Source organism: Streptosporangium carneum (assembly GCF_027922005.1).
In the GTDB taxonomy this organism is placed as follows: Bacteria; Actinomycetota; Actinomycetes; order Streptosporangiales; family Streptosporangiaceae; genus Streptosporangium; species Streptosporangium carneum.
The window spans coordinates 50,059-73,754 of sequence record NZ_BSEV01000001.1 but is presented as its reverse complement, the minus strand read 5'-3'; the positions used below and the strand labels follow the sequence as shown (position 1 = coordinate 73,754).

The 23,696-nt window shown below is 70.3% G+C and carries 26 protein-coding genes; 21 read left to right on the top strand and 5 right to left on the bottom strand.

What is annotated here, in order from left to right; genetic code table 11:
- The first annotated feature begins 80 nt into the window (after nt 1–80).
- Complete coding sequence (locus PKF00_RS00360) at nt 81–971, top strand: ABC transporter ATP-binding protein (RefSeq protein WP_271215272.1); 891 nt, start codon at nt 81–83, stop codon at nt 969–971.
- Complete coding sequence (locus PKF00_RS00355) at nt 968–1,714, top strand: ABC transporter permease (protein ID WP_271215271.1); 747 nt, start codon at nt 968–970, stop codon at nt 1,712–1,714. The genes PKF00_RS00360 and PKF00_RS00355 overlap by 4 nt, the downstream gene beginning before the upstream one ends.
- Before the next feature lie 21 nt (nt 1,715–1,735).
- Here the strand turns inward: PKF00_RS00355 and PKF00_RS00350 are convergent, their stop codons facing one another.
- Both PKF00_RS00350 and PKF00_RS00345 read right to left on the bottom strand, forming a co-directional pair.
- Nucleotides 1,736–2,245 carry an NUDIX hydrolase gene (locus tag PKF00_RS00350; RefSeq protein ID WP_271215270.1) on the bottom strand — a complete coding sequence of 170 codons (510 nt, stop codon included), beginning with the start codon at nt 2,243–2,245 and terminating at the stop codon, nt 1,736–1,738.
- Nucleotides 2,246–2,361: 116 nt separating this feature from the next.
- Nucleotides 2,362–2,916 carry a CGNR zinc finger domain-containing protein gene (locus PKF00_RS00345; protein ID WP_271215269.1) on the bottom strand — a complete coding sequence of 185 codons (555 nt, stop codon included), beginning with the start codon at nt 2,914–2,916 and terminating at the stop codon, nt 2,362–2,364.
- 83 nt (nt 2,917–2,999) lie between these two features.
- On the opposite strand from PKF00_RS00345, the gene PKF00_RS00340 reads away from it, so the two are divergent.
- The 6 genes from PKF00_RS00340 (at nt 3,000) to PKF00_RS00315 (ending at nt 9,414) form a co-directional block, all read left to right on the top strand.
- Nucleotides 3,000–3,860: an alpha/beta fold hydrolase gene (locus PKF00_RS00340; protein WP_271215268.1), complete on the top strand. Its 861-nt coding sequence runs from the start codon at nt 3,000–3,002 to the stop codon at nt 3,858–3,860.
- Nucleotides 3,857–4,459 (top strand): NAD(P)-dependent oxidoreductase, encoded by a 603-nt coding sequence (locus PKF00_RS00335; RefSeq protein WP_271215267.1) that lies wholly within the window; start codon nt 3,857–3,859, stop codon nt 4,457–4,459. The genes PKF00_RS00340 and PKF00_RS00335 overlap by 4 nt, the downstream gene beginning before the upstream one ends.
- A gap of 263 nt (nt 4,460–4,722) precedes the next feature.
- A complete protein-coding gene (locus tag PKF00_RS00330) occupies nt 4,723–5,019 on the top strand; it encodes a hypothetical protein (protein ID WP_271215266.1) in 297 nt (98 codons plus the stop codon).
- Nucleotides 5,020–5,132: 113 nt separating this feature from the next.
- Nucleotides 5,133–6,743, top strand: coding sequence for an ABC-F family ATP-binding cassette domain-containing protein (locus tag PKF00_RS00325; protein WP_271215265.1), 1,611 nt, complete (start codon nt 5,133–5,135; stop codon nt 6,741–6,743).
- A 115-nt stretch (nt 6,744–6,858) separates the two neighbouring features.
- Nucleotides 6,859–7,659 (top strand): hypothetical protein, encoded by an 801-nt coding sequence (locus tag PKF00_RS00320; protein WP_271215264.1) that lies wholly within the window; start codon nt 6,859–6,861, stop codon nt 7,657–7,659.
- 546 nt (nt 7,660–8,205) lie between these two features.
- Entirely contained in the window at nt 8,206–9,414 is a 1,209-nt protein-coding gene (locus PKF00_RS00315) for a C40 family peptidase (RefSeq protein WP_271215263.1), read from the top strand.
- A gap of 80 nt (nt 9,415–9,494) precedes the next feature.
- Here the strand turns inward: PKF00_RS00315 and PKF00_RS00310 are convergent, their stop codons facing one another.
- On the bottom strand, nt 9,495–9,992 hold the full coding sequence (locus tag PKF00_RS00310) for an inorganic diphosphatase (RefSeq protein ID WP_271215262.1): 498 nt from the start codon (nt 9,990–9,992) through the stop codon (nt 9,495–9,497).
- Nucleotides 9,993–10,112: 120 nt separating this feature from the next.
- Here PKF00_RS00310 and dacB point away from each other — a divergent pair, with 120 nt between their 5' ends.
- From dacB to PKF00_RS00255, 11 genes are all read left to right on the top strand, one after another.
- Nucleotides 10,113–11,483, top strand: a complete 1,371-nt coding sequence (gene dacB, locus PKF00_RS00305; protein ID WP_271216327.1) for a D-alanyl-D-alanine carboxypeptidase/D-alanyl-D-alanine endopeptidase — start codon at nt 10,113–10,115, stop codon at nt 11,481–11,483.
- A 51-nt stretch (nt 11,484–11,534) separates the two neighbouring features.
- The gene (locus PKF00_RS00300; protein ID WP_271215261.1) at nt 11,535–12,629 is read left to right on the top strand and encodes a zinc-dependent metalloprotease; all 1,095 of its coding nucleotides are present in this window, start codon (nt 11,535–11,537) and stop codon (nt 12,627–12,629) included.
- A 151-nt stretch (nt 12,630–12,780) separates the two neighbouring features.
- On the top strand, nt 12,781–13,863 hold the full coding sequence (gene tilS / locus PKF00_RS00295) for a tRNA lysidine(34) synthetase TilS (RefSeq protein ID WP_438827835.1): 1,083 nt from the start codon (nt 12,781–12,783) through the stop codon (nt 13,861–13,863).
- Nucleotides 13,864–13,875: 12 nt separating this feature from the next.
- Nucleotides 13,876–14,433 (top strand): hypoxanthine phosphoribosyltransferase, encoded by a 558-nt coding sequence (hpt, locus tag PKF00_RS00290; RefSeq protein WP_271215259.1) that lies wholly within the window; start codon nt 13,876–13,878, stop codon nt 14,431–14,433.
- 284 nt (nt 14,434–14,717) lie between these two features.
- Nucleotides 14,718–16,688 carry an ATP-dependent zinc metalloprotease FtsH gene (gene ftsH, locus PKF00_RS00285; protein WP_271215258.1) on the top strand — a complete coding sequence of 657 codons (1,971 nt, stop codon included), beginning with the start codon at nt 14,718–14,720 and terminating at the stop codon, nt 16,686–16,688.
- A gap of 2 nt (nt 16,689–16,690) precedes the next feature.
- Nucleotides 16,691–17,272 (top strand): GTP cyclohydrolase I FolE, encoded by a 582-nt coding sequence (folE, locus tag PKF00_RS00280; protein WP_271215257.1) that lies wholly within the window; start codon nt 16,691–16,693, stop codon nt 17,270–17,272.
- 434 nt (nt 17,273–17,706) lie between these two features.
- Nucleotides 17,707–18,558, top strand: a complete 852-nt coding sequence (gene folP, locus PKF00_RS00275; protein ID WP_271215256.1) for a dihydropteroate synthase — start codon at nt 17,707–17,709, stop codon at nt 18,556–18,558.
- Nucleotides 18,555–18,992, top strand: coding sequence for a nuclear transport factor 2 family protein (locus PKF00_RS00270; RefSeq protein WP_271215255.1), 438 nt, complete (start codon nt 18,555–18,557; stop codon nt 18,990–18,992). The genes folP and PKF00_RS00270 overlap by 4 nt, the downstream gene beginning before the upstream one ends.
- Nucleotides 18,989–19,351, top strand: a complete 363-nt coding sequence (gene folB, locus PKF00_RS00265) for a dihydroneopterin aldolase (protein ID WP_271215254.1) — start codon at nt 18,989–18,991, stop codon at nt 19,349–19,351. The genes PKF00_RS00270 and folB overlap by 4 nt, the downstream gene beginning before the upstream one ends.
- A complete protein-coding gene (folK, locus tag PKF00_RS00260) occupies nt 19,348–19,845 on the top strand; it encodes a 2-amino-4-hydroxy-6-hydroxymethyldihydropteridine diphosphokinase (protein WP_271215253.1) in 498 nt (165 codons plus the stop codon). Before folB ends, folK begins: the two co-directional genes overlap by 4 nt.
- On the top strand, nt 19,842–20,291 hold the full coding sequence (locus PKF00_RS00255; RefSeq protein ID WP_271215252.1) for a DUF3180 domain-containing protein: 450 nt from the start codon (nt 19,842–19,844) through the stop codon (nt 20,289–20,291). Before folK ends, PKF00_RS00255 begins: the two co-directional genes overlap by 4 nt.
- 75 nt (nt 20,292–20,366) lie before the next feature.
- On the opposite strand, the gene PKF00_RS00250 is transcribed toward PKF00_RS00255, so the two are convergent.
- On the bottom strand, nt 20,367–20,654 hold the full coding sequence (locus PKF00_RS00250; RefSeq protein WP_271215251.1) for an antibiotic biosynthesis monooxygenase family protein: 288 nt from the start codon (nt 20,652–20,654) through the stop codon (nt 20,367–20,369).
- 122 nt (nt 20,655–20,776) lie between these two features.
- Here PKF00_RS00250 and PKF00_RS00245 point away from each other — a divergent pair, with 122 nt between their 5' ends.
- Complete coding sequence (locus PKF00_RS00245) at nt 20,777–21,283, top strand: MarR family winged helix-turn-helix transcriptional regulator (RefSeq protein ID WP_271215250.1); 507 nt, start codon at nt 20,777–20,779, stop codon at nt 21,281–21,283.
- Between the two features lie 114 nt (nt 21,284–21,397).
- On the opposite strand, the gene PKF00_RS00240 is transcribed toward PKF00_RS00245, so the two are convergent.
- On the bottom strand, nt 21,398–21,994 hold the full coding sequence (locus tag PKF00_RS00240) for a TetR/AcrR family transcriptional regulator (protein WP_271215249.1): 597 nt from the start codon (nt 21,992–21,994) through the stop codon (nt 21,398–21,400).
- A gap of 145 nt (nt 21,995–22,139) precedes the next feature.
- On the opposite strand from PKF00_RS00240, the gene PKF00_RS00235 reads away from it, so the two are divergent.
- The gene (locus PKF00_RS00235; protein ID WP_271215248.1) at nt 22,140–23,681 is read left to right on the top strand and encodes an MDR family MFS transporter; all 1,542 of its coding nucleotides are present in this window, start codon (nt 22,140–22,142) and stop codon (nt 23,679–23,681) included.
- Nucleotides 23,682–23,696 lie beyond the last annotated feature (15 nt).

Sequence of the window (23,696 nt, the reverse complement as noted above, 5' to 3'; positions counted from 1 at the left end):
ACCAGGCTCCCAGGACGGGGCGTCCGTGAACGGTTCTCCAGGAGGAAGCGCCTTCCGCCGCCGGCCGGGACCCTTGAGACATGACAGCGATCAGGGCTACCAACCTCACCAAAAGGTACGGCCGGACCACGGCTGTCGCAGGACTCTCCTTCGACGTCAAGGCCGGTCAGGTGACCGGGTTCCTCGGGCCGAACGGCGCGGGCAAGTCGACCAGCATGCGGATGATCCTCGGGCTCGACCGGCCGACCTCGGGGACGGTGACGGTGGACGGCCGGCCGTACTCGAAGCTCGAACATCCGCTGCGCAAGATCGGCGCGCTGCTGGACGCCAGGGCCGTCCACGGCGGGCGCAGCGCGCGCAACCACCTGCTGGCCATCGCCCAGAGCAACGCGATCCCCTCCTCCCGTGTGAAGGAGGTGTTGGAGATGGTCGGACTCGGCGAGGTGGCCGGGCGGCGGATCGGGGGGTTCTCGCTCGGCATGTCGCAGCGGCTCGGGATCGCCGCCGCGCTGCTGGGGGACCCGGAGATCCTGCTGTTCGACGAGCCGGTCAACGGGCTCGACCCCGACGGGATCCTGTGGATCCGCACGCTGATGCGCGGCCTGGCCGCCGAGGGCCGCACCGTCTTCGTCTCCAGCCACCTCATGAGCGAGATGGCGCAGACCGCCGACCACCTCATCGTCATCGGCAGGGGCGCGCTGATCGCCGACACCAGCGTGGCGGAGTTCATCGGGCGGAGTTCCCAGGGATACGTGCGGGTGCGCTCGCCCCACCTGACCGAGGTGGCCTCGCTGCTGCCGGACGCCGAACTGCACCACGACCACCTGCGGGTCACCAGCCGCTCCCCGCTCGAGATCGGCGTCCTCACGGCCGAACGGGGGCTGGCCCTGGAGGAGCTGACCTTCGTCCAGCCGACGCTGGAGGCCGCCTACATGGAACTGACCAAGGACAGCCTGGAGTACTCCTCATGATCGACGTGATGAGGTCCGAGTGGACCAAGATGCGTTCCGTGCGCTCCACCGTGTGGACCCTGGGCGCGGCGGGCGGGCTGATGCTCGTCGTCGGCGTGCTGGGGTCGCTGGCCGTTGTCAGCATGCAGGGTGGCAGCGGCTCGTACGACCAGGTCTCCGTCAGCCTGGCGGGCCTGCCCTTCGGGGCGTTGGCGCTGGCCACCCTGGGGGTGATCGTGATCAGCGGCGAGTACCGCACGGGCGCGATCCGCGTCACCCTGGCCGCCGTGCCCGACCGGCTCAGGTTCCTGGCCGCCAAGACCGTCGTGTTCACCGTCGTCGCGCTGGTGGTCGGCACCGCCGCCTCGTTCGCCGCCTTCCTGGCGGGGCAGGCCGTGTTCGCCGGGGAGGGGGCGGCGGCCTCGCTGGCCGACCCGGAGGTGCTGCGGGCCGTCTTCGGCGGCGGGCTCTACCTGACGGCCAGCGGGCTGCTCGGCCTGGCGTGCGGCGCGCTGATCAGGCACACGCCGGGCGCGATCGTGACGGTCATCGCGCTGATCATGGTGCTGCCGGTCCTGGCCGCGGTCCTGACGGGTGAGACGGGCAGGCGTATCCAGGAGTACGTCACCTCCAACGCGGGCAGCCAGATCACCAAGGTCCACCCCACCGGTCTCGCCCCCTGGACCGGCCTCGCCGTCTACCTGCTCTGGGTCGCCGTCCCCTTCGTCGTCGCGGCCGTCCTGCTGAGACGCCGCGACGCCTGACGACGCGCCCGGGCCGGGCCCTCAGGAGGGCTCGGGGTGGTGCCAGGGGAAGACCACGGGTTCGTCGGGGACGTCGCCGGCGAGGAGGCGTTCCAGCAGGCCGGTCAGGCCGAGGGGGACGACCCGCTCGCCGGTGGCGCGAAGCTCGGGCGTCGACCACCAGTGGAAGCGGTCCATCATCGACCGTTCGAGGTCCTCCATGCTGGAGACGTCGACCTCCACCCTGCCGACGCGCAGGAAGAAGAAGGAGTCCAGGGAGAGGAACAGACGGCCGTCGCCGTGCCGCCAGTGGCCCGAGCTGGTGGCCACGACACGGCCCAGTTCCTCCGGCGTGACGGTGTGCCCGGTCTCCTCGCGGAGCTCGCGGGCCGCCGCCTGGTTCAGCTCCTCGCCGTCGTCGACGCCGCCGCCCGGGGTGAACCAGGCGTAGCCGGGGTCCTTCATCAGCCCCAGCCCGCGGTAGAGCAGGATCCGGTCCCGGTCGTCGACCAGCAGGATCCGCGCCGACGGACGGACGATCACTTCGGACATGTCGGCGATCATAGACCTGGCCTCCGCTCCTGACGGCGTGATGTTCGACCGGATCTCCGGCCAGGTGGGGCGCGCAGGTCTCCGGGCTCCCCGTCACGGCAGGCGGCCCCGGTAGATCACGGCTTGTGGCGCCGGTAGTAGCGGGCGACCCTGACCCGGTTGCCGCACAGCTCCGGGGAGCACCAGCGACGTCGGGGGTGCGCGGGCAGGAACAGCATGCAGCAGCCGGGGCCCTCGCAGTCGCGCACCGTGCCGATCGGCCCGGCCAGCAGGTCGATCGTCGCGCCCGCGAGCAGCGAGAGCAGCGCCGATCGGTAGTCGCCCCCGCGTTCCGCGCCGACGACCACCCTGCCCTCCTCCCAGCCCAGCGTCCGGTACGGCGAGGCCAGCCGGTCCGCCTCGCTCAGCGCGAGCAGCGCGTGGCCCGGGGGTTCGACGCCCCGCCGTGCCCGGTCGACCACGGCGGTGACGACCTCGCGCAGGTCCACGACGGCCGCCAGGTCGGCCTCGGTCAGGGGCGTGTCGGGCTGGGGAAGCCGGTGTGACTGCGTCCGCAGCCACTTCAGCAGTCCCTCGACCGTCGCCAGGTGGTCGACGGGGCCGTCGGGGGAGCCGCCCAGAGTGTTGATCAGGTCGAGTGCCAGGGGTTCGCCGGTCAGTGGGAGGTCCATGTCTCTAATGGTACTTCGTCGCGTTGACACATTAGCGGAACACCCGCTATAACTAATGCGTCTTCGAGCGAAAGAAGCATGTGATGAACGTGCCGAACGTTGCCCACCGGTTTGTCGACGTGGCCGGGGTGCGGGTCTTCTACCGGGAGGCCGGTCCCGTCGACGCGCCGACACTGCTCCTTCTGCACGGCTTCCCCTCGGCGTCGCACCAGTTCAGGAGACTGATCGACGCGCTCGGGGACCGTTACCACCTCGTCGCCCCCGACTACCCGGGGTTCGGGCACACCGAGGCTCCCGACGGGTTCGGCTACTCGTTCGACGCCCTCGCCGACGTGGTCGAGGGGTTCGTGGACGGGCTCGGGCTCGAGCGGTTCGTGCTCTACGCGTTCGACTTCGGGGCTCCCGTCGGGTTCCGCCTGGCCACGCGGCGTCCCGAGGCGATCGCGGGCCTGATCGTGCAGAACGGCAATGCCTACGAGGAGGGGCTGAGCGACCTGGCGCGGGGGTTCATCGCCCTCGGGCCCGGCGAGGAGGAGCAGGTGCTCGGCCTGCTCACCCTGGAGGCGACCAGGGGACAGTACGAGGGCGGGGCGTCCGATCCCGAGGCTATCGCCCCGGACGGCTGGACCCTCGACCAGCACTTCCTCGACCTGCCGGGCCGCAAGGAGAGCCAGGTGGCCCTGGCGTTCGACTACAAGAGCAACGTCGCGCTCTACCCCGCCTGGCAGGCGTGGCTTCGCGAGCACCGCCCGCCGACTCTGATCGTCTGGGGGCGCAACGACCCCTTCTTCGTCGAGGAGGGCGCCAAGGCCTTCCTCGGGGACGTTCCCGAGGCCGAGCTGCACCTGTTCGACACCGGGCACTTCGCACTCGAAGAGAAACTTCCGCAGATCGCCCCGCTTATCGTCGACTTCCTCGAACGTGTTGGAAAGGACAGCAAATGAAGATCGCAGTCATCGGCGCGACCGGCCACATCGGCGCGACGGTCGTCCGTGAGGCCCGCGAGCGCGGCCACGAGGTCACCGGCGTCGCCAGGAACACCTCCTCGCTGGAGAACGGCGTCACCGCCGACGTGCTCGACCCCGAGTCGATCGCGCGGGCGCTGCCCGGTCACGACGCGGTGATCGTCTCGGTGAAGGGCGACGTGCCGCGCGCCGTGCGAAACCTGATCGACGTGCTGCCGGGGATCGGGGTGACGCGGGTGCTGGTCGTGGGCGGCGGCGGCAGCCTGGAGTACGCCCCCGGGCAGCGTTTCGTCGACGGCCCCGACTTCCCGAAGGAGTATCTCGCCGACGCCCAGTCGCAGGCGCGGGCCCTCGACCTGCTCAGGGCCGAAGGCGACGCGCTGGAGTGGTCCTACGCCAGCCCGCCTCCCGCCTACCTGGTCGACGGCGAGCGCACCGGCGTCTACCAGGTCAAGGGCGGCAACAGCCCGATCAACGGCATCGAGACCCGCATCAGCGTCCCGGACTACGCCGCCGCGCTGATCGACGTCCTGGAGAACGGCTCCTTCGTCAGGGAGCGCTTCACCACCGGTTACTGAACCCGCCGCCGGTCGCCGGTCCCGTCGCGAACCGCCGGTGGGGTGACCGCCGGCGTCCGCCGGGCACCGCGCCGGCCGGACCCTGACCGCCCGGGGCGGCGGGCGTCCGGCTCGGCGGGTCGATCGTCACCGCGGGGGCCGAGCCGGGCGCCGCGAGGGCGGGTCATGGAAAGACGGATGCGTTTTGACCCAACCGTGCTTGCCCGGGCCCGCGGACGGGAGATGGAGTCGATGAGTAGCGAGTACGAGGAGGGGAGGATCCCATGAGCTTCGTACAGGTCATCGAGTTCGACACCACCCACGAGCAGGACATCCAGCGAGTGATGGACGACTGGCGTGACTCGACCGAGAACGACCGCACGGTCACGCACACCACCCTCACTCGCGACCACACACGCCCCAACCACTACGTCGCCATTGTCGAGTTCCCGTCGTACGAGGAGGCGATGCGCAACAGCAGCATGCCGGAGACCGACGCGCTGGCCCGGCGCATGCGGGACCTGTGCGACGGACCTCCCCGGTTCATGGACCTCGACGTCATCCGGGACGAGGACCTCTGAGGGCCTGATCCGCCGATCGCCCGACCGCCCGTGCGGGCCGGCCGGCCGGTTAATGACATGCGCCCGGCTCGCCCCTGCGGATACCCTGCGCGAGTACCTGAGGAGGGGTTTGCGTGGGGCACGTCGAGGTCGGCCATCTGACGTACGTTCTGCCGGACGGACGGCCGTTGCTGGACGACGTCTCCTTCCGCGTCGGCGAAGGGGTCAAGGCGGCGCTCGTCGGCCCGAACGGCGCGGGCAAGACGACGCTGATGCGGCTGATCGCGGGAGACCTGCAGCCGGTCGAGGGAAGCGTCGCCAGCTCCGGCGGCCTGGGGATCATGCGCCAGTTCATCGGCAGCATCCGTGACGGGCGGACCGTGCACGACCTGCTGGTCAGCGTCGCCCCCCAGCGGGTGCGGGAGGCGGCGGAGCGGCTGGAGACGGCCGAGCTCGTGATGATGGAGCGCGAGGACGAGAAGGCCCAGATGCGCTACGCGCAGGCCATCACGGACTACAGCGACGCGGGCGGCTACGACATCGAGGTCCTCTGGGACACCTGCACGATGGCGGCCCTCGGCGTGCCGTACGACAGGTGCAAGTACCGCGAGGTCAACACGCTGTCGGGCGGCGAGCAGAAACGGCTGGTGCTCGAGGCGCTGCTGCGCGGCCCCGACCAGACGCTGCTGCTCGACGAGCCGGACAACTACCTGGACGTGCCCGGCAAGATCTGGCTCGAGCAGGCGCTCCGCGAGACGCCGAAGACGGTGGTGCTGGTCAGCCACGACCGGCGGCTCCTGGCCAACGCGGCCGACCGGATCGTCACCGTCGAGTCCGGCAACGTCTGGGTCCACGGCGGCGGGTTCGGCACCTACGCCCAGGCCCGCAAGGAACGCAACGAGCGCCTCGACGAGCTGAGGAAACGCTGGGACGAGGAGCACGCCAAGCTCAAGCGCCTGGTCGTCATGCTCGGCCAGAAGGCGAAGTACATGGACACCATGGCCGCCGCCTACCACTCGGCCCAGACACGACTGCGCAGGTTCGAGGAGGCGGGGCCGCCGGAGGCGGCGCCGAGGGACCAGCTCATCAGCATGCGCCTGCGCGGCGGCAGGACCGCCAAACGCGCGGTGATCTGCGAGGGGCTGGAGCTGACCGGGCTGATGAAGCCGTTCGACCTGGAGATCTGGTACGGCGAGCGGATCGCGGTGCTCGGCTCGAACGGCTCGGGAAAGTCACACTTCCTGCGCCTGGTCGCCGGGGAGGACGTCCGGCACACCGGCGTGGCCAGGCTCGGCTCCCGCGTCGTCCCCGGCCACTTCGCGCAGACCCACGCGCGCCCCGAACTCGTCGGCAGGACGCCCTGCGAGATCGTCATGACCGAGCACGCCAGGCTGAAGAACGAGGCGATGAAGGCGCTGTCGCGCTACGAGCTGGCCGGGAGCATCGCCGAGCAGCGGTTCGAGACGCTGTCCGGCGGGCAGCAGGCGCGCCTGCAGATCCTGCTGCTCGAACTGTCCGGCACCACCCTGCTCCTGCTGGACGAGCCGACGGACAACCTCGACCTGGCCAGCGCGGAGGCGCTCCAGGAGGGACTGAACGCCTTCGACGGGACCGTGGTCGCGGTCACCCACGACCGCTGGTTCGCCGACGACTTCGACCGCTACCTGGTCTTCGGTTCCGACGGCATGGTGTACGAGTCGCCCGAACCCGTGTGGGACGAGACGCGGGTGGTCCGCAGGCGGTGAAGGAGCGGCGGGGGAAGCGGAGTGCGGAACCCGCCGTGGAGCATGGAGTTAAAGAATTCGCCCAAGTGGCGCGCGTCTGGTGGAGAACGACATCTTCACGGGTTATGACGACTAGGTGACGCACAGTACCCGAATCGTCGGCGCTCTCGCCCTGCTGCTCCTGGCCGGATGCTCCTCCTCCGAGGAGCCGCAGGCAACTTCGCTCCGGCCGCTCACGGTCAAGGAGCAGGTCTCGTCCGTCGTCAAGAAGGACGGGGGGTACGTGGTGAACTGGGCCGGGGTGCTCACCAACAGCAACCCGTGGCACTTCGGCGAGAACGTGGTGGCCACAGTGATCGCCAAGGACGCCGCGGGCAAGGAGGTCGTCCGCCTCGAACAGCCGCTGGACGCCGTGCCGCCCGCGGGCTCGCTGCCCTTCAGCGGTGAGGTGGTCGCCGCGGAGAAGCCCTCCCGGGTGAGCATCGACTACCGTCCGGCCGAGTGGCGGCTGGCGGGCCGGATCGTCTCGGCCTTCAAGCCGTTCCCCATCTCCGACGTGATGACCGCGCGCAGGGAGGACGGCTACCTGGTCGTCGGGTACGTCGGCACGCCCTACCGGCTGCCCGCGGGCAGCCTGGCGGTCACCGCGCTCCTGCGCGACAAGGACGGCAGGCTGCTCGGCGGCAGCAGCACGTTCGTCGACGACGTCGGCCCGGCCGCCGCCCGCCGTTTCGTCATGCACATCGAGAGCGTCGCGGACACCAGGAAGATCGCGAAGACCGAGCTGGCGGCGCGCACCTGGGGTTCCAGCAGCCGCCCCTACGAGCAGCTGGCCATGGGCGGCAGCGTCCCGACGCACACGGTCAAGCCGACGACGGCCTCGTTCGCCAAGGACAGGGGCAGGCAGGGGATGACCGCGGGGGACGCCCGGCCGTGACCTGACCCCTCGCTCTCCGGCGAGCCGCGCTCTTCGCGGGAGCCCCGCCCCTCCCGCGGGGTCGCGTCCGTCCGGCATTCACCCGGCCGGTTTCCCCCGGAGTCCGACGGCGAACCGTCCGATGCGACAGGGCGGCGGACGGCCATTCTTCGAGATCGACTCCGGCGTTTCGAACGACCTTTTACCTGAATTTCTCCATGCCTTTTCCAGGCTTTTCCGTGACGTGGGCGCGCGCGATTCGAAGCGCGGTCGACCGGTGGGCCGAGGCGTGTCGACGGCCGCGGTCCGGCGTGCGGACGAATGCTTCCCCCGGGAAACTCCAGGCGCACCCGACCCGAAAACACCTTTTCCCTTTGTTGGGCTCCTCGCGGGCCCCGTCGCGGTCGCCCGCGCCCTGAAACCCACCCCGAACAGCCCTGATCACATTATGTGAGGTTCATGTGTGCGAAGAGTGACTAGTGGGAATCTTGGGCTAAGCGGGTTGTCATGCAGTGACACATAGTGATACGCGCCGATTCAGTACGCACTGATTGAAGAGGTGGACATATGCACTTCGTGAACGGAAAGCACGGCCGCGCCGTCGCCCTGGTGTCGGGGCTGGCCTGTTGTCTGGTCGTGGGCGTCGGCCTTCCCGCCCAGGCCCAGCCCCGCAACGGGCCGTCGGCCCGTGAGGTCGCGGAGGCGCGTTCCAAAGCCGTGGAACGAAGTAAACAGCTGGGCGTCGTGGCGACCCTGCTCACCATGGCGCGGATCCAGCTGCGGGGACTGACCTCCGGGCAGGCGGACGGCGTCACGACGAGGACCGTCTCGTACGGCGACCCGAGCCCCTACGGCGATTCGAGCCTCTACGGCGACCCGGGGCCCTACGGGGATTCGAGCTCGTACGCGGACCTGGACCCTTACGAGGCCCCGAACCCGTACGCGGATCCGGGCGCGTACGACGCCCCCGGCCCGTACGCGGATCTGGACACCTACGACGCCCTGAACACCTACGACGTCCTGAGCCCGTACGACGACCCGAGGCCGTACGACTCCGCGGACGCCCACCGCGTCCCCGGCCCCTACGCCGACCTGAGCGCTTACGGCGACCTGAGAGGGGCGGTCGCGGCGAGGGCGGACCGGGTCGTGGTCAGGCAGGTCGCCGAGGTCCGGCGGCTCGAAAGGGAGCACGCCCAGCTCAGGCAGGAGGCGGACGCGGCGAGGGCCACCGCGGACCGGCTGGCCCGGGAGCGGGAGGCGGTCAGTGGGAAGACCAGGGGCGTCAGGGCGCGCGCGAGGCACGGAAAACGCAAGGCCGCCGCGACGGCGCGGCCCGGCGCGCGTGACGCCGCGGCCCGCGACGGGCAGGAGCCGAGCCTGCCCCAGACGGTCACGAGCCCCTCGACGGCGGCGCGAGGCGACATCGTCGCGGACTGGGCGCTGACCCAGATCGACAAGCCGTACGTGTGGGCCAGCGCGGGGCCCGCGGGTTACGACTGCTCGGGGCTGACCATGCAGGCGTGGGCGCGGGTCGGGGTCAAGATGGACCACTGGACGGGCACCCAGTGGACCTCGGGCCAGCACGTGCCACTCGACCAGCTGCACCGGGGCGACCTGCTGTTCTTCGGCCGCCGCACCCGCAAGCCCGCCGACATCCGGCACGTGGGGATCTACATCGGCAGGGGCATGATGGTGCACGCCCCGCAGACCGGGGACGTCGTCCGGGTCGCGCCGATGTGGCGCAAGGACCTCATCGGCGCGACCCGTCCCGCCTGACGGCCACGGCCCCGCCCGGTGTGACGGTCAGGGCGCGGCCCCGCCCGGTGACCGGGGCTCAGTCCCGCGTGACGGCAGGATCAGTGCCCGTGGCCCTCGGCCTCCTCGGCGCGCTTGATGGAGCGGCTGATCTCCTCCTCGGCCTCGACGCGCCCGACCCAGTTGGCGCCCTCGACGGACTTGCCGGGCTCCAGGTCCTTGTAGACCTCGAAGAAGTGCTGGATCTCCAGGCGGTCGAACTCGGCCACGTGGTGGATGTCGCGGATGTGCTCCATCCGCGGGTCGGTCGCCGGGACGCACAGGACCTTGTCGTCGCCGCCCTTCTCGTCCGTCATGCGGAACATCCCGACCGCACGGCACTTGATCAGACAACCGGGGAAAGTCGGCTCCTGAAGCAGCACCAGAGCGTCGAGGGGGTCTCCGTCCTCGCCGAGGGTGTCCTCGATGAAGCCGTAGTCGGCGGGGTACTGCGTGGAGGTGAAGAGCATTCTGTCGAGCCTGATCCGCCCGGACTCGTGGTCCACCTCGTACTTGTTCCGTTGCCCCTTGGGAATCTCAACGAGAACGTCGAACTCCACCGCTGTTCCTCCGCTCAAGCCCCCGGGCACCCCCGGATGGGCGTTAGTGTCTCGTAGGCGTAATGGCTGTTGGGTACAGATTCATGAAAGGTCGGCGACATAATGCGGCGCGAGCGGGGGGTGGCCTTGGTCACTCTCGTCTTGCTGCAACTGTTCGTCGTCGCGGCCGGCGCCCACCTGCTCACCAGCGATGTGCTGACCGAGAAGGCGCCCGCACCGGTCGCTTCGGCTGAGCCGCCTCCCGTCCCGGTCATCACCGCGGGTCCGGTGCTGGCCGCGGGGGGGAACGGACCTCTCCCTGCCAAGGGTACTTTGGCCGGGCGGCTCACCGAGGCGCTGGGGGACCCCGCGCTGGGCGACAGCGTCGGCGCCGCGGTCGTCGACGCCGAGACGGGCGCCGTCCTGTACGGCAGCGGCGCGGAGAGGGGCATCACCCCGGCCTCGACCACCAAGGTCGCCACCTCGGTCGCCGCGCTGGCCTCCCTGGGGCCCGACGCCAGGATCAGCACCCGCGTGGTGCGCGGCTCCGCGCCGAACTCGATCGTCCTGGTCGGCGGGGGCGACCCCACGCTGACGGCCAGGTCGTCCTCCGTGCCCGTCTACCCGCGGCCCGCCTCGCTCGCCGCGCTCGCCATGCGCACCGCGAAGGCGCTCAAGGCGGCGGGGGCGACCAGGGTGACGGTCGCCTACGACGACAGCCTCTACAGCGGGTCGCGCACCGCCTCGACGTGGAAGCCGGGCTACGTCCCCGAGGGCAGCGTCGCCCCGGTCACCGCGCTCATGGTCGACGAGGGGAAGGTCGCCCCCGGCAGCCACCAGCGGGTTCCCGACCCCTCCCGCGCGGCGTACACCGCGTTCGTCTCGCTGCTGCCGAAGTACGGCGTCGCGGTCGCCAAGCCCGCCGCCAAGGCCGTCCGCGCGAAGGCCTCCGCGGGGGCCCAGGAGATCGCCAGGGTCGACTCCGCGCCGATGTACGCGCTGGTCGAGCGGGCTCTCACGCTCAGCGACAACGACCTGACCGAGGCCCTGGCCAGGCAGGTGGCGATCAAGGAGGGCGAACCCGCCTCCTTCGAGGGCGCGGCGGCGGCCGTCGTGCGGGTGCTGGCCCGGCTGAAGGCGGCCGAGGGCGTGCGCGTCTTCGACGGCTGCGGCCTCTCGCCGAAGAACCGCATCGCGCCCGTGGCCCTGGCCAGGCTCGTCGCGGCGGCGGCCTCCCCGGCGAACCCCCGCCTGCACCCGATCGTCAGCGGCATGCCCGTCGCCGGTTTCACCGGCACCCTGGGCCACAGGTTCGTCAAGAACGGCTCCGTCCACGGGCTGGTCCGCGCCAAGACCGGGACGCTCGACGGGGTGAACACGCTGGCGGGCCTGACCACCACGCGAAGCGGGCGGCTGGTCACCTTCGCCTTCATGGCGGACAAGGTCCCGCCCGGCTGGGGCAAGGCGGAGGCGGCCCTCGACAGGCTCGCCGCGATCGTCGCGGCCAGCTGATTCGGGGCGCGAACCGCGCGGGCGGGACGGATACCACGTACGGTGGACGGTATGCAGGTGATCGACTGGGACCTTGCCGTCGCGACCGGAACGCGCCTGGTGCGCCCCGGACCGCAAGTGAGCCGAGAGGAGGCCCGCAGGGCGGTCGCCGAGCTTCGGCGGTTGTCCCGGGTGGCCGAGGGGCACGTCCGTGAGTTCACCCGGATCGACACCGACACCGCGCCCGAGCCCGCGACCATCGTCGACAGACCGGGCTGGATCAAGGCCAACGTCGAGGGCTTCCGGGTGGTGCTGGAGCCGCTGACCCAGCGGATGGCGGCGCGCAAGGACCAGACGCCCGCGATCGTGAGCGCCGTCGGCTCGCGGGTCACCGGGGTCGAGGTCGGCGCGGTGCTGGCCTTCCTCGCCTCCCGCGTCCTCGGCCAGTACGAGCTGTTCCTGCCCCCCGACCCCTCGGGCAGGGCGGCCACGGGGCGTCTGACGCTGGTCGCGCCCAACATCGTGCACGCCGAGCAGGAGCTCGAGGTCGACCCGCGCGACTTCCGCCTGTGGGTCTGCCTGCACGAGGAGACCCACCGGGTGCAGTTCACCGGCGTCCCCTGGCTCAGGGAGTACGTCCGCGCCCAGATGACGGAGTTCCTGCTCGTCTCCGACATGGACCTGAGCACGCTCCTCGACCGGCTCCGCTCGGCCGCCGACGCGGTCGCGGACGCCGTCAGGGGAGGCGAGGGCAACCTGATCGACGCGATCCAGACTCCGGAGCAGAAGGAGATCCTCGACCGCCTCACCGCGGTGATGACCCTGGTCGAGGGCCACGGCGACTACGTGATGGACGCGGTCGGCCCCTCGGTCGTCCCCTCCGTCGCCGACATCCGCGCGAAGTTCCACCGCCGCCGCGAGGGCGGCTCACGCGTCGACCGCACAGTCCGCAAGCTGCTCGGCGTCGACCTCAAGATGAAGCAGTACGCCGAGGGGTCGACCTTCGTCCGCACGGTCGTCGACCAGGTGGGCATGGACGGCTTCAACAAGGTCTGGACCTCCCCGGAGACCCTTCCGACCCAGGAGGAGATCAGTCGTCCCGAGCGCTGGATCGCCAGGGTGGTCGGCGCGCCCGCCCTCCCCGAGGCCGACGGCACGGCCGGCTGACCCCGGCGGGCCGCCCCCTTCCGACGGCCTGGCCCGCTCCCTGAGGGGGCGGGTCCCGCCGGGGCGCCCTCGGAAAATCCGAGGGGAATCCGGGGGGAGTCCGCCCCTCCCCGAGGGGCGGGCACGCGAGCGGGCCGTCCGAGGCCCGACAATGGCGGGCATGGGTCCGCCTCCCGCCGTCGCCGACGTCCGCCGCGCCGTACGGCTCGCGCTGGACGACCTGGCGCCGGGCTCCCTCGTGCTGGTCGCCTGCAGCGGCGGGGCCGACTCCCTGGCGTTGGCCGCCGCCACCGGCTTCGTCGCCTCCCGGGCGGGACTCGACGCGGGACTGCTCACCGTCGACCACGGCCTGCAGGAGGGCTCGGACGAGCGGGCCGCCGAGGTCGTACGGCTCGCGCCCGCCCTCGGCCTCGTCCCCGCCGAGGCGCTGCGCGTCCGCGTGGGCGGCGGCGGAGGCCCTGAGGCGGCGGCGAGGGACGCCAGATACGCCGCGCTGTCGGAGGCCGCGGGGCGGCTCGGGGCGGCGGCCGTGCTCCTCGGGCACACCAGGGACGACCAGGCGGAGACCGTGCTGCTGAGGCTGGCCAGGGGGAGCGGGACGCGCTCGCTGGCGGGGATGCCTGCGAGGGCGGGGCTCTACCGGCGGCCCCTGCTCGGCCTCGGCAGGCGGACGACCGTGGCGGCGTGCGAGGGGCTCGGGCTGAGCCCGTGGGACGACCCGCACAACCTCGACCCCCGCTACACCAGGGTCAGGGTCCGTGAGCGGCTGCTGCCGGCCCTGGAGGAGGAGCTCGGTCCCGGCGTCGCGGAGGCGCTCGCCAGGACCGCCGACCTGTGCAGGGACGACGCGGACGCCCTCGACGGCTGGGCCGACGCGGCCTACGCGGAGGCCGTGGTCCGGGACCCGGCTCACGACCCGGATCGCGACTCGGATCGTGACTCGGCCGGCGATTCAGCTCTTAGCGATATCGGCGGTGGCGCGGGGGCGGTGACGCTGGCCGTACAGGGGCTGGCGGAGCTGCCGAGGGCGGTTCGCCTGCGGGTGCTGCGCCGGGCGGCGATCGCGGCGGGGGCCCCGCCGGGAGCGCTCTCCGCCGCGCACGTCCTGCAGGCGGACCGTCTGGTCACGGGGTGGCGCGGGCAGCGGCGCGTGGAGGTCCCCGGGGGGGTGGGGGTGGTCCGGCGGTATGGCACCCTGGTGTTCGCCAGACAGCCAGCAAGCCCCGTCTCGTAAGGAAAATCCCAGGTGGACGCAGCCGACATGGGCAAGGACCTCGCGAGGGTCCTGATTGCGGAAGAAGAGCTCCAGGCCAAGATCAAGGAGCTCGCGGGCCGGATCGACGAGGACTACGCGGGCAAGGACCTGCTGATCGTGGGCGTGCTGAAGGGCGCGGTCATGGTCATGGCGGACCTGGCGAGAGCGCTCCACGTGCCGGTCCAGATGGACTGGATGGCCGTCTCCTCCTACGGGGCGGGCACCAAGTCCTCCGGCGTCGTCCGGGTGCTCAAGGACCTGGACACCGACATCGCCGGACGTCACGTGCTGGTCGTCGAGGACATCATCGACTCGGGCCTGACCCTGTCGTGGCTGGTGCACAACCTGAAGTCGCGCAATCCCGCCTCGGTGGAGATCTGCGCGGCGCTGCGCAAGCCGGACGCGGTCAAGGTGCCGCTCGATGTGAAATACATCGGTTTCGACATTCCGAACGAGTTCGTGATCGGTTATGGCCTCGACTACGCAGAGCGATATCGCAATCTTCCCTTCATCGGGACTCTTGCGCCGCATGTGTATGGAGCAAGCTGAAAAAGTACGCCCTGGGCGAAGTGCGCCCTCCACCCATGCGACATTGGCCATAGGGGAGGGGAACACGCGCCCACCTGACGTACGTTGGTAGGGCAAAGCCGGTGCTGCCCGGGCAGTTACTCTGCGCGGCACGCCGGTGTACCTTCGGACGACCGAGGGGATGGCCTCACGCGTCCTCCTTGGTTCGTCAGTTGGAGCGGTTAGGGAGACCGCGAACCCCGGGCTCGCCCGGGGTTGCCAGGCCATGGTCAGGAAGGGACGGGCCCGCCGGGGTTCCGCATCGGATGGATCTCAAGCGATTTACACGTGGGCCACTGCTGTGGATCCTGGGCATCGTCGTGCTGCTCCTGCTCGTCACCACGATGTGGAACAGCGAGGGCAACTACGAGAAGGCCGACACCTCGAAGATCATTACCTGGATCGACGAGGGCAAGATCTCGAACGCGAAGATCATCGACAAGGACCAGCGCATCGAGGTCACGCTGACCGACAAGAAGCGCTACTACTCCTCGTGGGTGACCGGCCAGGGTGTCCAGCTCGCAGACCAGCTCGAAACCGCCTCGAAGAACGGCAAGCTCGCGGGCGGTTACACCGTCGACGTGCCGAAGGAGAACTTCCTCCTCGGCCTCCTGGTGAGCTTCCTGCCGATCGTCATCATCGTGCTGATCTTCCTGTTCATCATGAACCAGATGCAGGGCGGCGGCTCCCGGGTGATGAACTTCGGCAAGTCGAAGGCCAAGCTCATCACCAAGGACACCCCCAAGACCACCTTCGCCGACGTCGCGGGCGCCGACGAGGCCATCGAGGAGCTCCAGGAGATCAAGGAGTTCCTGCAGGCCCCGGCCAAGTTCCAGGCGATCGGCGCGAAGATCCCCAAGGGCGTCCTGCTGTACGGCCCGCCGGGAACCGGCAAGACCCTGCTCGCCAGGGCGGTCGCCGGTGAGGCGGGGGTCCCGTTCTACTCCATCTCCGGCTCCGACTTCGTCGAGATGTTCGTCGGCGTCGGCGCCTCGCGAGTGCGCGACCTGTTCGAGCAGGCCAAGGCGAACGCCCCGGCGATCATCTTCATCGACGAGATCGACGCGGTCGGCCGTCACCGCGGCGCCGGTCTCGGCGGCGGTCACGACGAGCGCGAGCAGACGCTGAACCAGCTCCTCGTCGAGATGGACGGCTTCGACGTCAAGGGCGGCGTGATCCTGATCGCGGCGACCAACCGGCCCGACATCCTGGACCCGGCGCTGCTGCGTCCCGGACGCTTCGACCGCCAGGTCACCGTCGACCGCCCCGACCTCGAGGGCCGCAAGGGCATCCTCAGGGTGCACGGCAGGGGCAAGCCCTTCGCCGAGGGGGTCGACCTCGACGTCATCGCCCGCAGGACGCCCGGGTTCACCGGCGCCGACCTGGCCAATGTGATCAACGAGGCGGCGCTGCTCACCGCGCGCGCCGACCAGAAGCTGATCACGATGGAGATGCTCGAGGAGTCCATCGACCGCGTGATGGCCGGTCCCGAGCGCAAGACCCGCGTCATGTCGGACCAGGAGAAGAAGATCATCGCGTACCACGAGGGCGGTCACGCCCTGGTCGCGCACGCGCTGCCCAACTCCGACCCGGTCCACAAGATCACGATCCTGTCCCGCGGTCGCGCCCTCGGTTACACGATGACGCTGCCGATGGAGGACAAGTTCCTCGCGACCCGCTCCGAGATGATGGACCAGCTGGCGATGCTGCTCGGCGGCCGCACGGCGGAGGAGCTCGTCTTCCACGAGCCGACCACCGGCGCCTCCAACGACATCGAGAAGGCCACCTCCATCGCCCGCCGCATGGTCACCGAGTACGGCATGAGCGAGCAGCTCGGCGCCCGCAAGTTCGGCACCGGCAACGCCGAGGTCTTCCTCGGCCGTGAGATGGGTCACGAACGCGACTACTCCGAGAAGATCGCCTCCACGATCGACGAGGAGGTGCGTCGCCTCATCGAGACCGGGCACGACCAGGCCTGGGAGATCCTCGTCGAGTACCGCGACGTGCTCGACAACCTGGTGCTCGAGCTCATGGAGAAGGAGACGCTCTCCCGCGAGCAGGTGCTGCAGATCTTCGCGCCGGTCGTCGTCAAGGAGAAGCGCCCCTCCTACTCCGGCTACGGCAAGCGGCTGCCGTCCAACCGGCCGCCGATCCTGACGCCGAAGGAGCAGTCGGGCAACGGTGCGCTTCCCGCGGGTGCGGGACACACCGACTCCGTGCCCAGGGACGGGAACTGAGTGTGAGCGTCAATCCCCTCAAAGTCGACTCCGACAGGTTGGAGAAGGCCGTCCGCGAGATCCTCATCGCCATCGGTGAGGATCCCGACCGGGACGGCCTGCAGGACACCCCGGCCCGCGTCGCCCGCGCCTACGCGGAGCAGTTCGCCGGGCTGGGACAGACGCCTGAGGACGTCCTGACCACGGTCTTCGACGTCGACCACGACGAGATGGTGCTCGTCAGGGACATCGAGGTCTACTCGACCTGCGAGCACCACCTGGTCCCGTTCCACGGCGTCGCCCACGTCGGCTACATCCCGAACGAGAAGGGGCAGGTCACCGGCCTGTCCAAGCTCGCCAGGCTCGTCGACGTCTACGCCAGGCGGCCGCAGGTCCAGGAGCGGATGACCTCCCAGATCGCCGACGCGCTCATGAACGTGCTGGAACCCAGGGGAGTCATCGTCGTCATCGAGTGCGAGCACCTGTGCATGACCATGCGCGGTGTCCGCAAGCCCGGCGCCAAGACCATCACCTCGGCCGTCCGCGGTGACTTCCGCAACAGCGACAAGACCCGCGCGGAGGCGATGTCGCTCATCCTGCGCTGATCCTGCGGGGGATTCCGACTCCCCCGCCGGAAGAAGCCCTCCGAAGCCTCACAGGGGCTTCCTGAGCCCCTCCAGAGCCCTGCCCGGCCGCCCTGCGGCGCCGGGCGGGGCTTTTTCGCGTCGGGCCCGGCTCGAAACCCCTCCCGCCCTCCCGCGCTCGGGCTAATATCGCCACACTTGCCGAGGTCCGGCATGCTCCGGGACCTCCGGGTGGAGGCTCCGGTGGAGCGTCAGGGTCCCCGGGCGGAGGAAGGCATGGCCGGCAGACGTCCCGAGCGGTCCGTCGATCGACGGCCGCCCGCCTCGTGATGGACGGGCCCGTCCGTCACGGCGTGAGCCGGACCTGTGATCTCACAACGAACGGGGTCGTTCGTCATGGCGCAAGCCGGACCCGCGATATGGGCGAAGGGCGGACAACGCCTAGGCTTGTCCGCATGACTACGTGGAGTGTGCCGGGGCTGCCCGCAGAGGGCCGCTGCCTGGTGATGGGCGTGGTCAACGTCACCCCCGACTCCTTCTCCGACGGAGGCCGGTGGTTCGACCCGGCGGCGGCCGTACGGCACGGCCTCGACCTGGTCGAGCAGGGCGCCGACATCGTCGACGTCGGAGGAGAGTCGACCAGGCCGGGAGCGGCGCGGGTGTCGTTGGAGGAGGAACTGGCCAGGGTCGTGCCGGTCATCAGGGAGCTGAGCCGGGAGGGCGTCGCGGTCAGCGTCGACACCATGCGGGCCGAGGTCGCTCAGGCGGCGGTGGCCGCGGGGGCGAAGCTGGTCAACGACGTCAGCGGCGGGCTGGCCGACCCGGAGATGCCGAGGGTCGTGGCCGCCTCGGGGGTGCCGTACGTGGTGATGCACTGGCGGGGCCACAGCCATGCGATGGACAGCCGGGCGATATACGGCGACGTCGTGACCGAGGTGCGCGAGGAGCTGTCGAAGCGGGTCGCCTCGGTTCTGGCCGAGGGGGTCGCGGAGAACCAGATCGTGCTGGACCCCGGGCTCGGCTTCTCCAAGAACCCCGAGCACAACTGGGCGCTGCTGGCGGGCGTCGACCAGCTCGCCACGCTGGGCTACCCCCTGCTCGTCGGAGCCTCACGCAAGCGCTTCCTGGGCCGCCTGCTGGCGGATCCCGACGGAACCCCCCGCCCCTTCAGCCGCAGCGACGACGCCACGCTCGCCGTGACCGCCCTCGCCGCGAGCGCGGGGGCCTGGTGTGTGCGAGTGCACGACGTACGCCCGAACGCGGACGCCGTCCGTGTGGCCGCAGCAGTCCAGAGAGCGAGATCATGAGCGTCGACACCACCGCCGTCGAGACGGTCAACCAGGCGTTCTACACCGCGATCGAGAACGCCGACCTCGACCGCATGACCGAGATCTGGGCAGATGATCTCGACGGCGAGCAGGTGAGCTGTGTGCACCCGGGATGGCCGATCGTCAACGGCCGCCAGGAGGTGCTGCGCTCCTGGGCGCTGATCATGGCCAACACCCCCTACATCCAGTTCGTGCTGACCGACGTGCGCGTCAGCGTGCTGGGCGACGTGGCGATCCTCACCTGTGAGGAGAACATCCTCACCGCGGGCGACGAAGGTGATTCCAGCTTCGCCGCGGGCAAGGTGGTGGCGAGCAACACCTTCGTCAGGACCTCCGAGGGGTGGCGGCTCTGGCTGCACCACGGCTCCCCCGTGCTGCAGGGCGACGACGACGAGGAAGAGGAGGCCGCGTGACGGACCGGATCAGCGTCAGGGGTCTGCGGGCCCGGGGACGGCACGGCGTGCTGGCCGCCGAACGGGAGCTCGGCCAGGAGTTCGTCGTGGACGTCACCCTCTTCCTGGACACCGCGGTGGCGGCGGCGCGGGACGACCTGTCCATGACCGTGGACTACGGGGAGCTCGCCCAGGACCTGGTGAAGGTCGTCGAGGGCGAGCCGGTCGACCTGATCGAGACCCTGGCCCAGCGCCTGGCGGACGTCTGCCTGTCCCGCGAGCTCGTGTTCTCGGCGGAGGTGAGCGTGCACAAGCCCTCGGCTCCCATCCCGCTTCCGTTCGACGACGTGGTCGTGACGATCACCCGGAGCCGGACATGAGAGTCGTGCTGGCGCTCGGCAGCAATCTGGGCGACCGTTTCGAGACGCTGCAGGGCGCGCTCGACTCGCTCTTCGACACCCCGGAGCTGGAGTTCGTCGCGGTCTCGCCGGTCTACGAGACGGACCCGGTCGGCGGCCCCGAGCAGGGGCCGTACCTCAACGCGGTGGTGATCGCGAACAGCGGCCTGGAACCCAGGACGCTCCTCGATCGTGCACAGAGTGTGGAGAACGCCTTCGGCAGAGTCCGGGCCGAGCGCTGGGGAGCGCGCACCCTGGACGTCGACCTGATCACCGTGGGGGACGTCGTCGCCGACGACCCCGAGCTGACGCTGCCGCACCCCAGGGCGCACGAGCGCGCGTTCGTGCTGGTTCCCTGGGTGCGAGCCGACCCGGACGCGGTCCTGGCCGGCCGCAGGGTCGCCGACCTGCTGGCCGGGCTCGACCAGGACTACGTACGGCCGCGCCCTGACCTGACGCTGCAGGACCCCGAGTGAAGCCGAGTCGTCCCGGCGTGCTCGCCGGTGTTCTCGTCGTGGTCGCACTCCTGTCGTGGGCGCTTCTGAAGCCGCTCTACTCGTCGCTGCCGAGGGTGCCGTGGACGGCGATCCCGACGGTGCTCCTGCTGGCTCTCGGCGAGGCGTACAGCGGCTGGATGACCAAGGCCAGGATCGAGCGCAGGTTCGACACCAAACCCGTCGAGCCCCTGGCCGTCGCCCGCCTGGCGGCCCTCGCCAAGGCCTCCGCCTACGCCGGCGCGGTCTTCGCCGGCGTCTTCGGCGGATTCACCCTCTACACCGCGAGCCTGCTGGACCGGGAGGCGCCCCGCGAGGACTTCCTGATCGCGGGCGGATCGTTCGTGGCCTGTGTGGTGCTGGTCTGCGCGGCCTTGTATCTCGAACACTGCTGCAAGATTCCCAAGGACTCGGAAGAAGGCCGCTGACCTCTGGGCCTCTCATCCGGTCGAGGACGGTCAGGAGACGGCTGGGGCACCGCCGTTCGCGTCAGGCGGCGCGCATCATCCCTCCTGTCCTTCCTCGGCGCTGACCAGCTCGTCGATCACGGCGAAGAAGGCGGCGACCCCCGGCAGGTTCGCCCCCTTGGCCCGCGAGGCCGCGAAGTCCTCGGGGGAGCGCCAGTCGACGATGTCGAGCCATTCGTCGTCGGTCACGCGGATGAGCCTGGCCCCGAGGAAACCGGTGCGGTCGGCGCGGAAGTCCTCCAGCATCGCGGGCCGCGCGTCGACAAGCGCCTGGGCGTGTTCAGGCGCGACGCGGAAACGGGTGAGTTCGACGGTGATCGTCATCTCTGTCTTCTTCCTGGTGGGCGGCCGTGGTGAGCGGCTGCGGCGATCAGGCGAAGATCACGATATAGTAATGATTGGTGATAGTCAAAGTTAGTGACTTAATTTTTCGCGGAGGGACGGTCGTGCGACGTAGCGAACGTAAGGAGGCCGCCCCTGACCTGGGGATTCTGGCCGGCAACGTGCTGTTCGCCGTGCAGAGGGAGCTGTTCGAGACCCTCGCCGAAGAGGGGCACCCCCGGCTCAGGCCGAGGCACGGGGCGGTGATGGCATACCTGGACGCGGAAGGCAGCAGGGCGACGGAGCTGGCCCGGCAGTCCGGCCAGCACAAGCAGGTCATCGGCACCCTCGTCGACGAACTGGTCGCCCTCGGCTACGTGGAGCGCCGCCCCGACCCCCAGGACCGCCGGGCCAAGCTCGTCTGCCCCACGGATCTCGGCCTCGACCAGATGGCCAGGTCGGACGCCATCGTGGCCGCCATGGAACGACGGCACGCCGAAGCCCTGGGGGAGGAGGTCTACGCCGACTTCAAGCGTTCGCTCCAGCGGGTCGCCGGACTCCAGCGCGCCTGGCGCGAAGCCCGCGAGAGCGTTCCGCCGGGACGCGCGGCGGACGGTCCGCGCAGTGGTTGAATCAGGGCTGACCATGGCTGACCATGGCTGACCATGGCTGATCGGAGCTGACCAGGGCTGATCGGAGCTGACCAGGGTTGGCCGGAGCTGATCGGGGCTGGCGGGTGGCGTGGCTCACCCGCCGTCGAAGGGGCGGGCCATCTGGTCGAGGGCCTCCTCCACGACCTCCAGGAGGGGGCGGGGCTCGTCCTCGTCGGTCCACGTGTGGGTGGCGATGCGCAGCGCGACCAGGAAGGCGGCCGCCATCACGCGGGGCCTTACCGCCCCGACGGAGTCGCCGCTCCGTTCGGCGATGGCCTGGATGAGCTCGCGTTCCAGGCCGGCGTGGTTGGCGAGCTGCCGGGCCAGGAGGGAGGGGTGCCTCTTCGCGAGCCTCGTGCGAACCGCCCAGGCCACCTCGGGGTCGCCCAGTTCGCGGTGGAGGTCGCGTGCGGCCCCGCGCAACGCCTGCCACGCCGTCTCGTTCGCAGGGCGGGCGTGGATCCGGTCGACGAGCAGCCGGATGCGCTGCTCGTCGCCGTAGAGGATCGCGTCCTCCTTGCTGTCGAAGTAGTTGGAGAAGGTGCGCCGGGAGATGTTGGCCGCGTCGGCGATGGCCTCGACGGTGACGTGATCCAGGCCGTGCTCCACGCACAGACGTAGCGCGGCCTCGTGGACCGCCTGCCGAGTCTCGGCCTTCTTGCGCTCGCGCAACCCCACTGTGGTCTCCATTACCCGGGCATCTTACTCTTCGAGAAAACATGCCCAGTGCGCAAACTTTCTCATTGGGCATGTATGGTGTCACGGTTCGTTCTGTTCTCCCAGCTGGAGGTTGCGCGTGGGCGCCCACACAGGCACGGCTCACAGAGCCGAGCCGATGAGTCACCGTCAGATCCTCGAGGCGCTGAGCGGTCTGCTGCTCGTCCTGTTCGTCGCGATGATCAGCAGCACGATCGTGTCCGTGGCGCTTCCGCAGATCATCGGCGCGCTCAACGGCACCCAGTCGCAGTACACCTGGGTGATCACCGCCTCGCTGCTCGCCTCCACGGCCTCCACGCCGATCTGGGGCAAGCTGGCGGACCTGTTCAGCAAGAAGCTGCTGCTCCAGATATCCATCGTCATCTTCATGGTCAGCTCGCTGGCCTGCGGCTTCGCGCAGAACACCGCCCAGCTGATCGCCTTCCGGGCGGTGCAGGGCCTGGGCATGGGCGCCCTGCAGGTCCTGGTGCAGGTCATCATCGCCGCGATGATCAGCCCCAAGGAACGCGGGCGCTACAACGGCTACCTCGGCGGCGTCATGGCCGTGGCGACGGTGGCCGGGCCGCTGCTCGGCGGACTGATCGCCGACACCTCCTGGCTGGGCTGGCGCTGGTGCTTCTTCGTCGCGGCGCCCTTCACCGTGGTCGCCTTCGCCCTGCTGCACAAGACGTTGCGCGTGGCCGTCGTGCGCCGCGACGACGTCAGGATCGACTACGCGGGCGCCGTGCTGATCGCCGCGGGCGTCAGCGTCCTGCTCATCTGGGTCACCTTCGTCGGCAACTCCTTCGACTGGCTGTCCTGGCAGACCGCGGCCATGGCCGGCGGCGGCGTCCTGCTCCTGGCGCTGGCGACCTGGGTCGAGTCGCGGGTCGCCGAGCCGGTGGTGCCGTTGAAGATCATCCGTCGTCGCACCCCGGCCCTGGCCATCCTGGCCAGCCTCGCGGTCGGCATGGCCATGTTCGGCGGCTCGGTGTTCCTCGGCCAGTACTTCCAGATCGGCCGCGGCTACACTCCCACCCAGGCGGGCCTGCTCACCATCCCCATGATGCTCGGAGTGCTGATCTCCTCCACCGTCTCCGGACGCATGATCTCCAGGAGCGGCAGGGTCAAGCCGTACATCGTCACCGGCTCCGTCGTGCTCACCGTCGGTTTCCTCGTGCTGTCCACGATCGACCACCAGACCTCGCTGCTCCTCATCGCCGCCGCGATGCTGCTCGTCGGCGCGGGGGTCGGCATGTCGATGCAGAACCTGGTGCTGGCCATCCAGAACACCGTCCCGCTGCGCGAACTGGGCGCCGCCAGCGGCGCGATCACGTTCTTCCGCTCTCTCGGCGGCACCATCGGCGTCTCGGTCCTCGGCGCGGTCCTGGCCAACCGGGTCGCGACCGGCATCGCCGAAGGCCTGGCCAAGGCGGGCATCCCGGCCTCCGGCACCGGCGGGGGACGCAGCACCCTCAACATCCAGGCGCTGCCCGAGCCGATCAAGGAGATCGTGCGCGCGGCCTACGGTGACGCCACCGGGCACATCTTCCTCGTGTCCGCCGCGGTCGCCGTCGTCGGCGTCGTCGCCGCGCTGTTCCTCAAGCCGGTCAGGCTCCGCGACAGCGTGGACCTGCCGGCGACCTCCGAGGCGGACGAGCGGGTCGCCACCGCCCACTGACACGGGCCCCGGCCG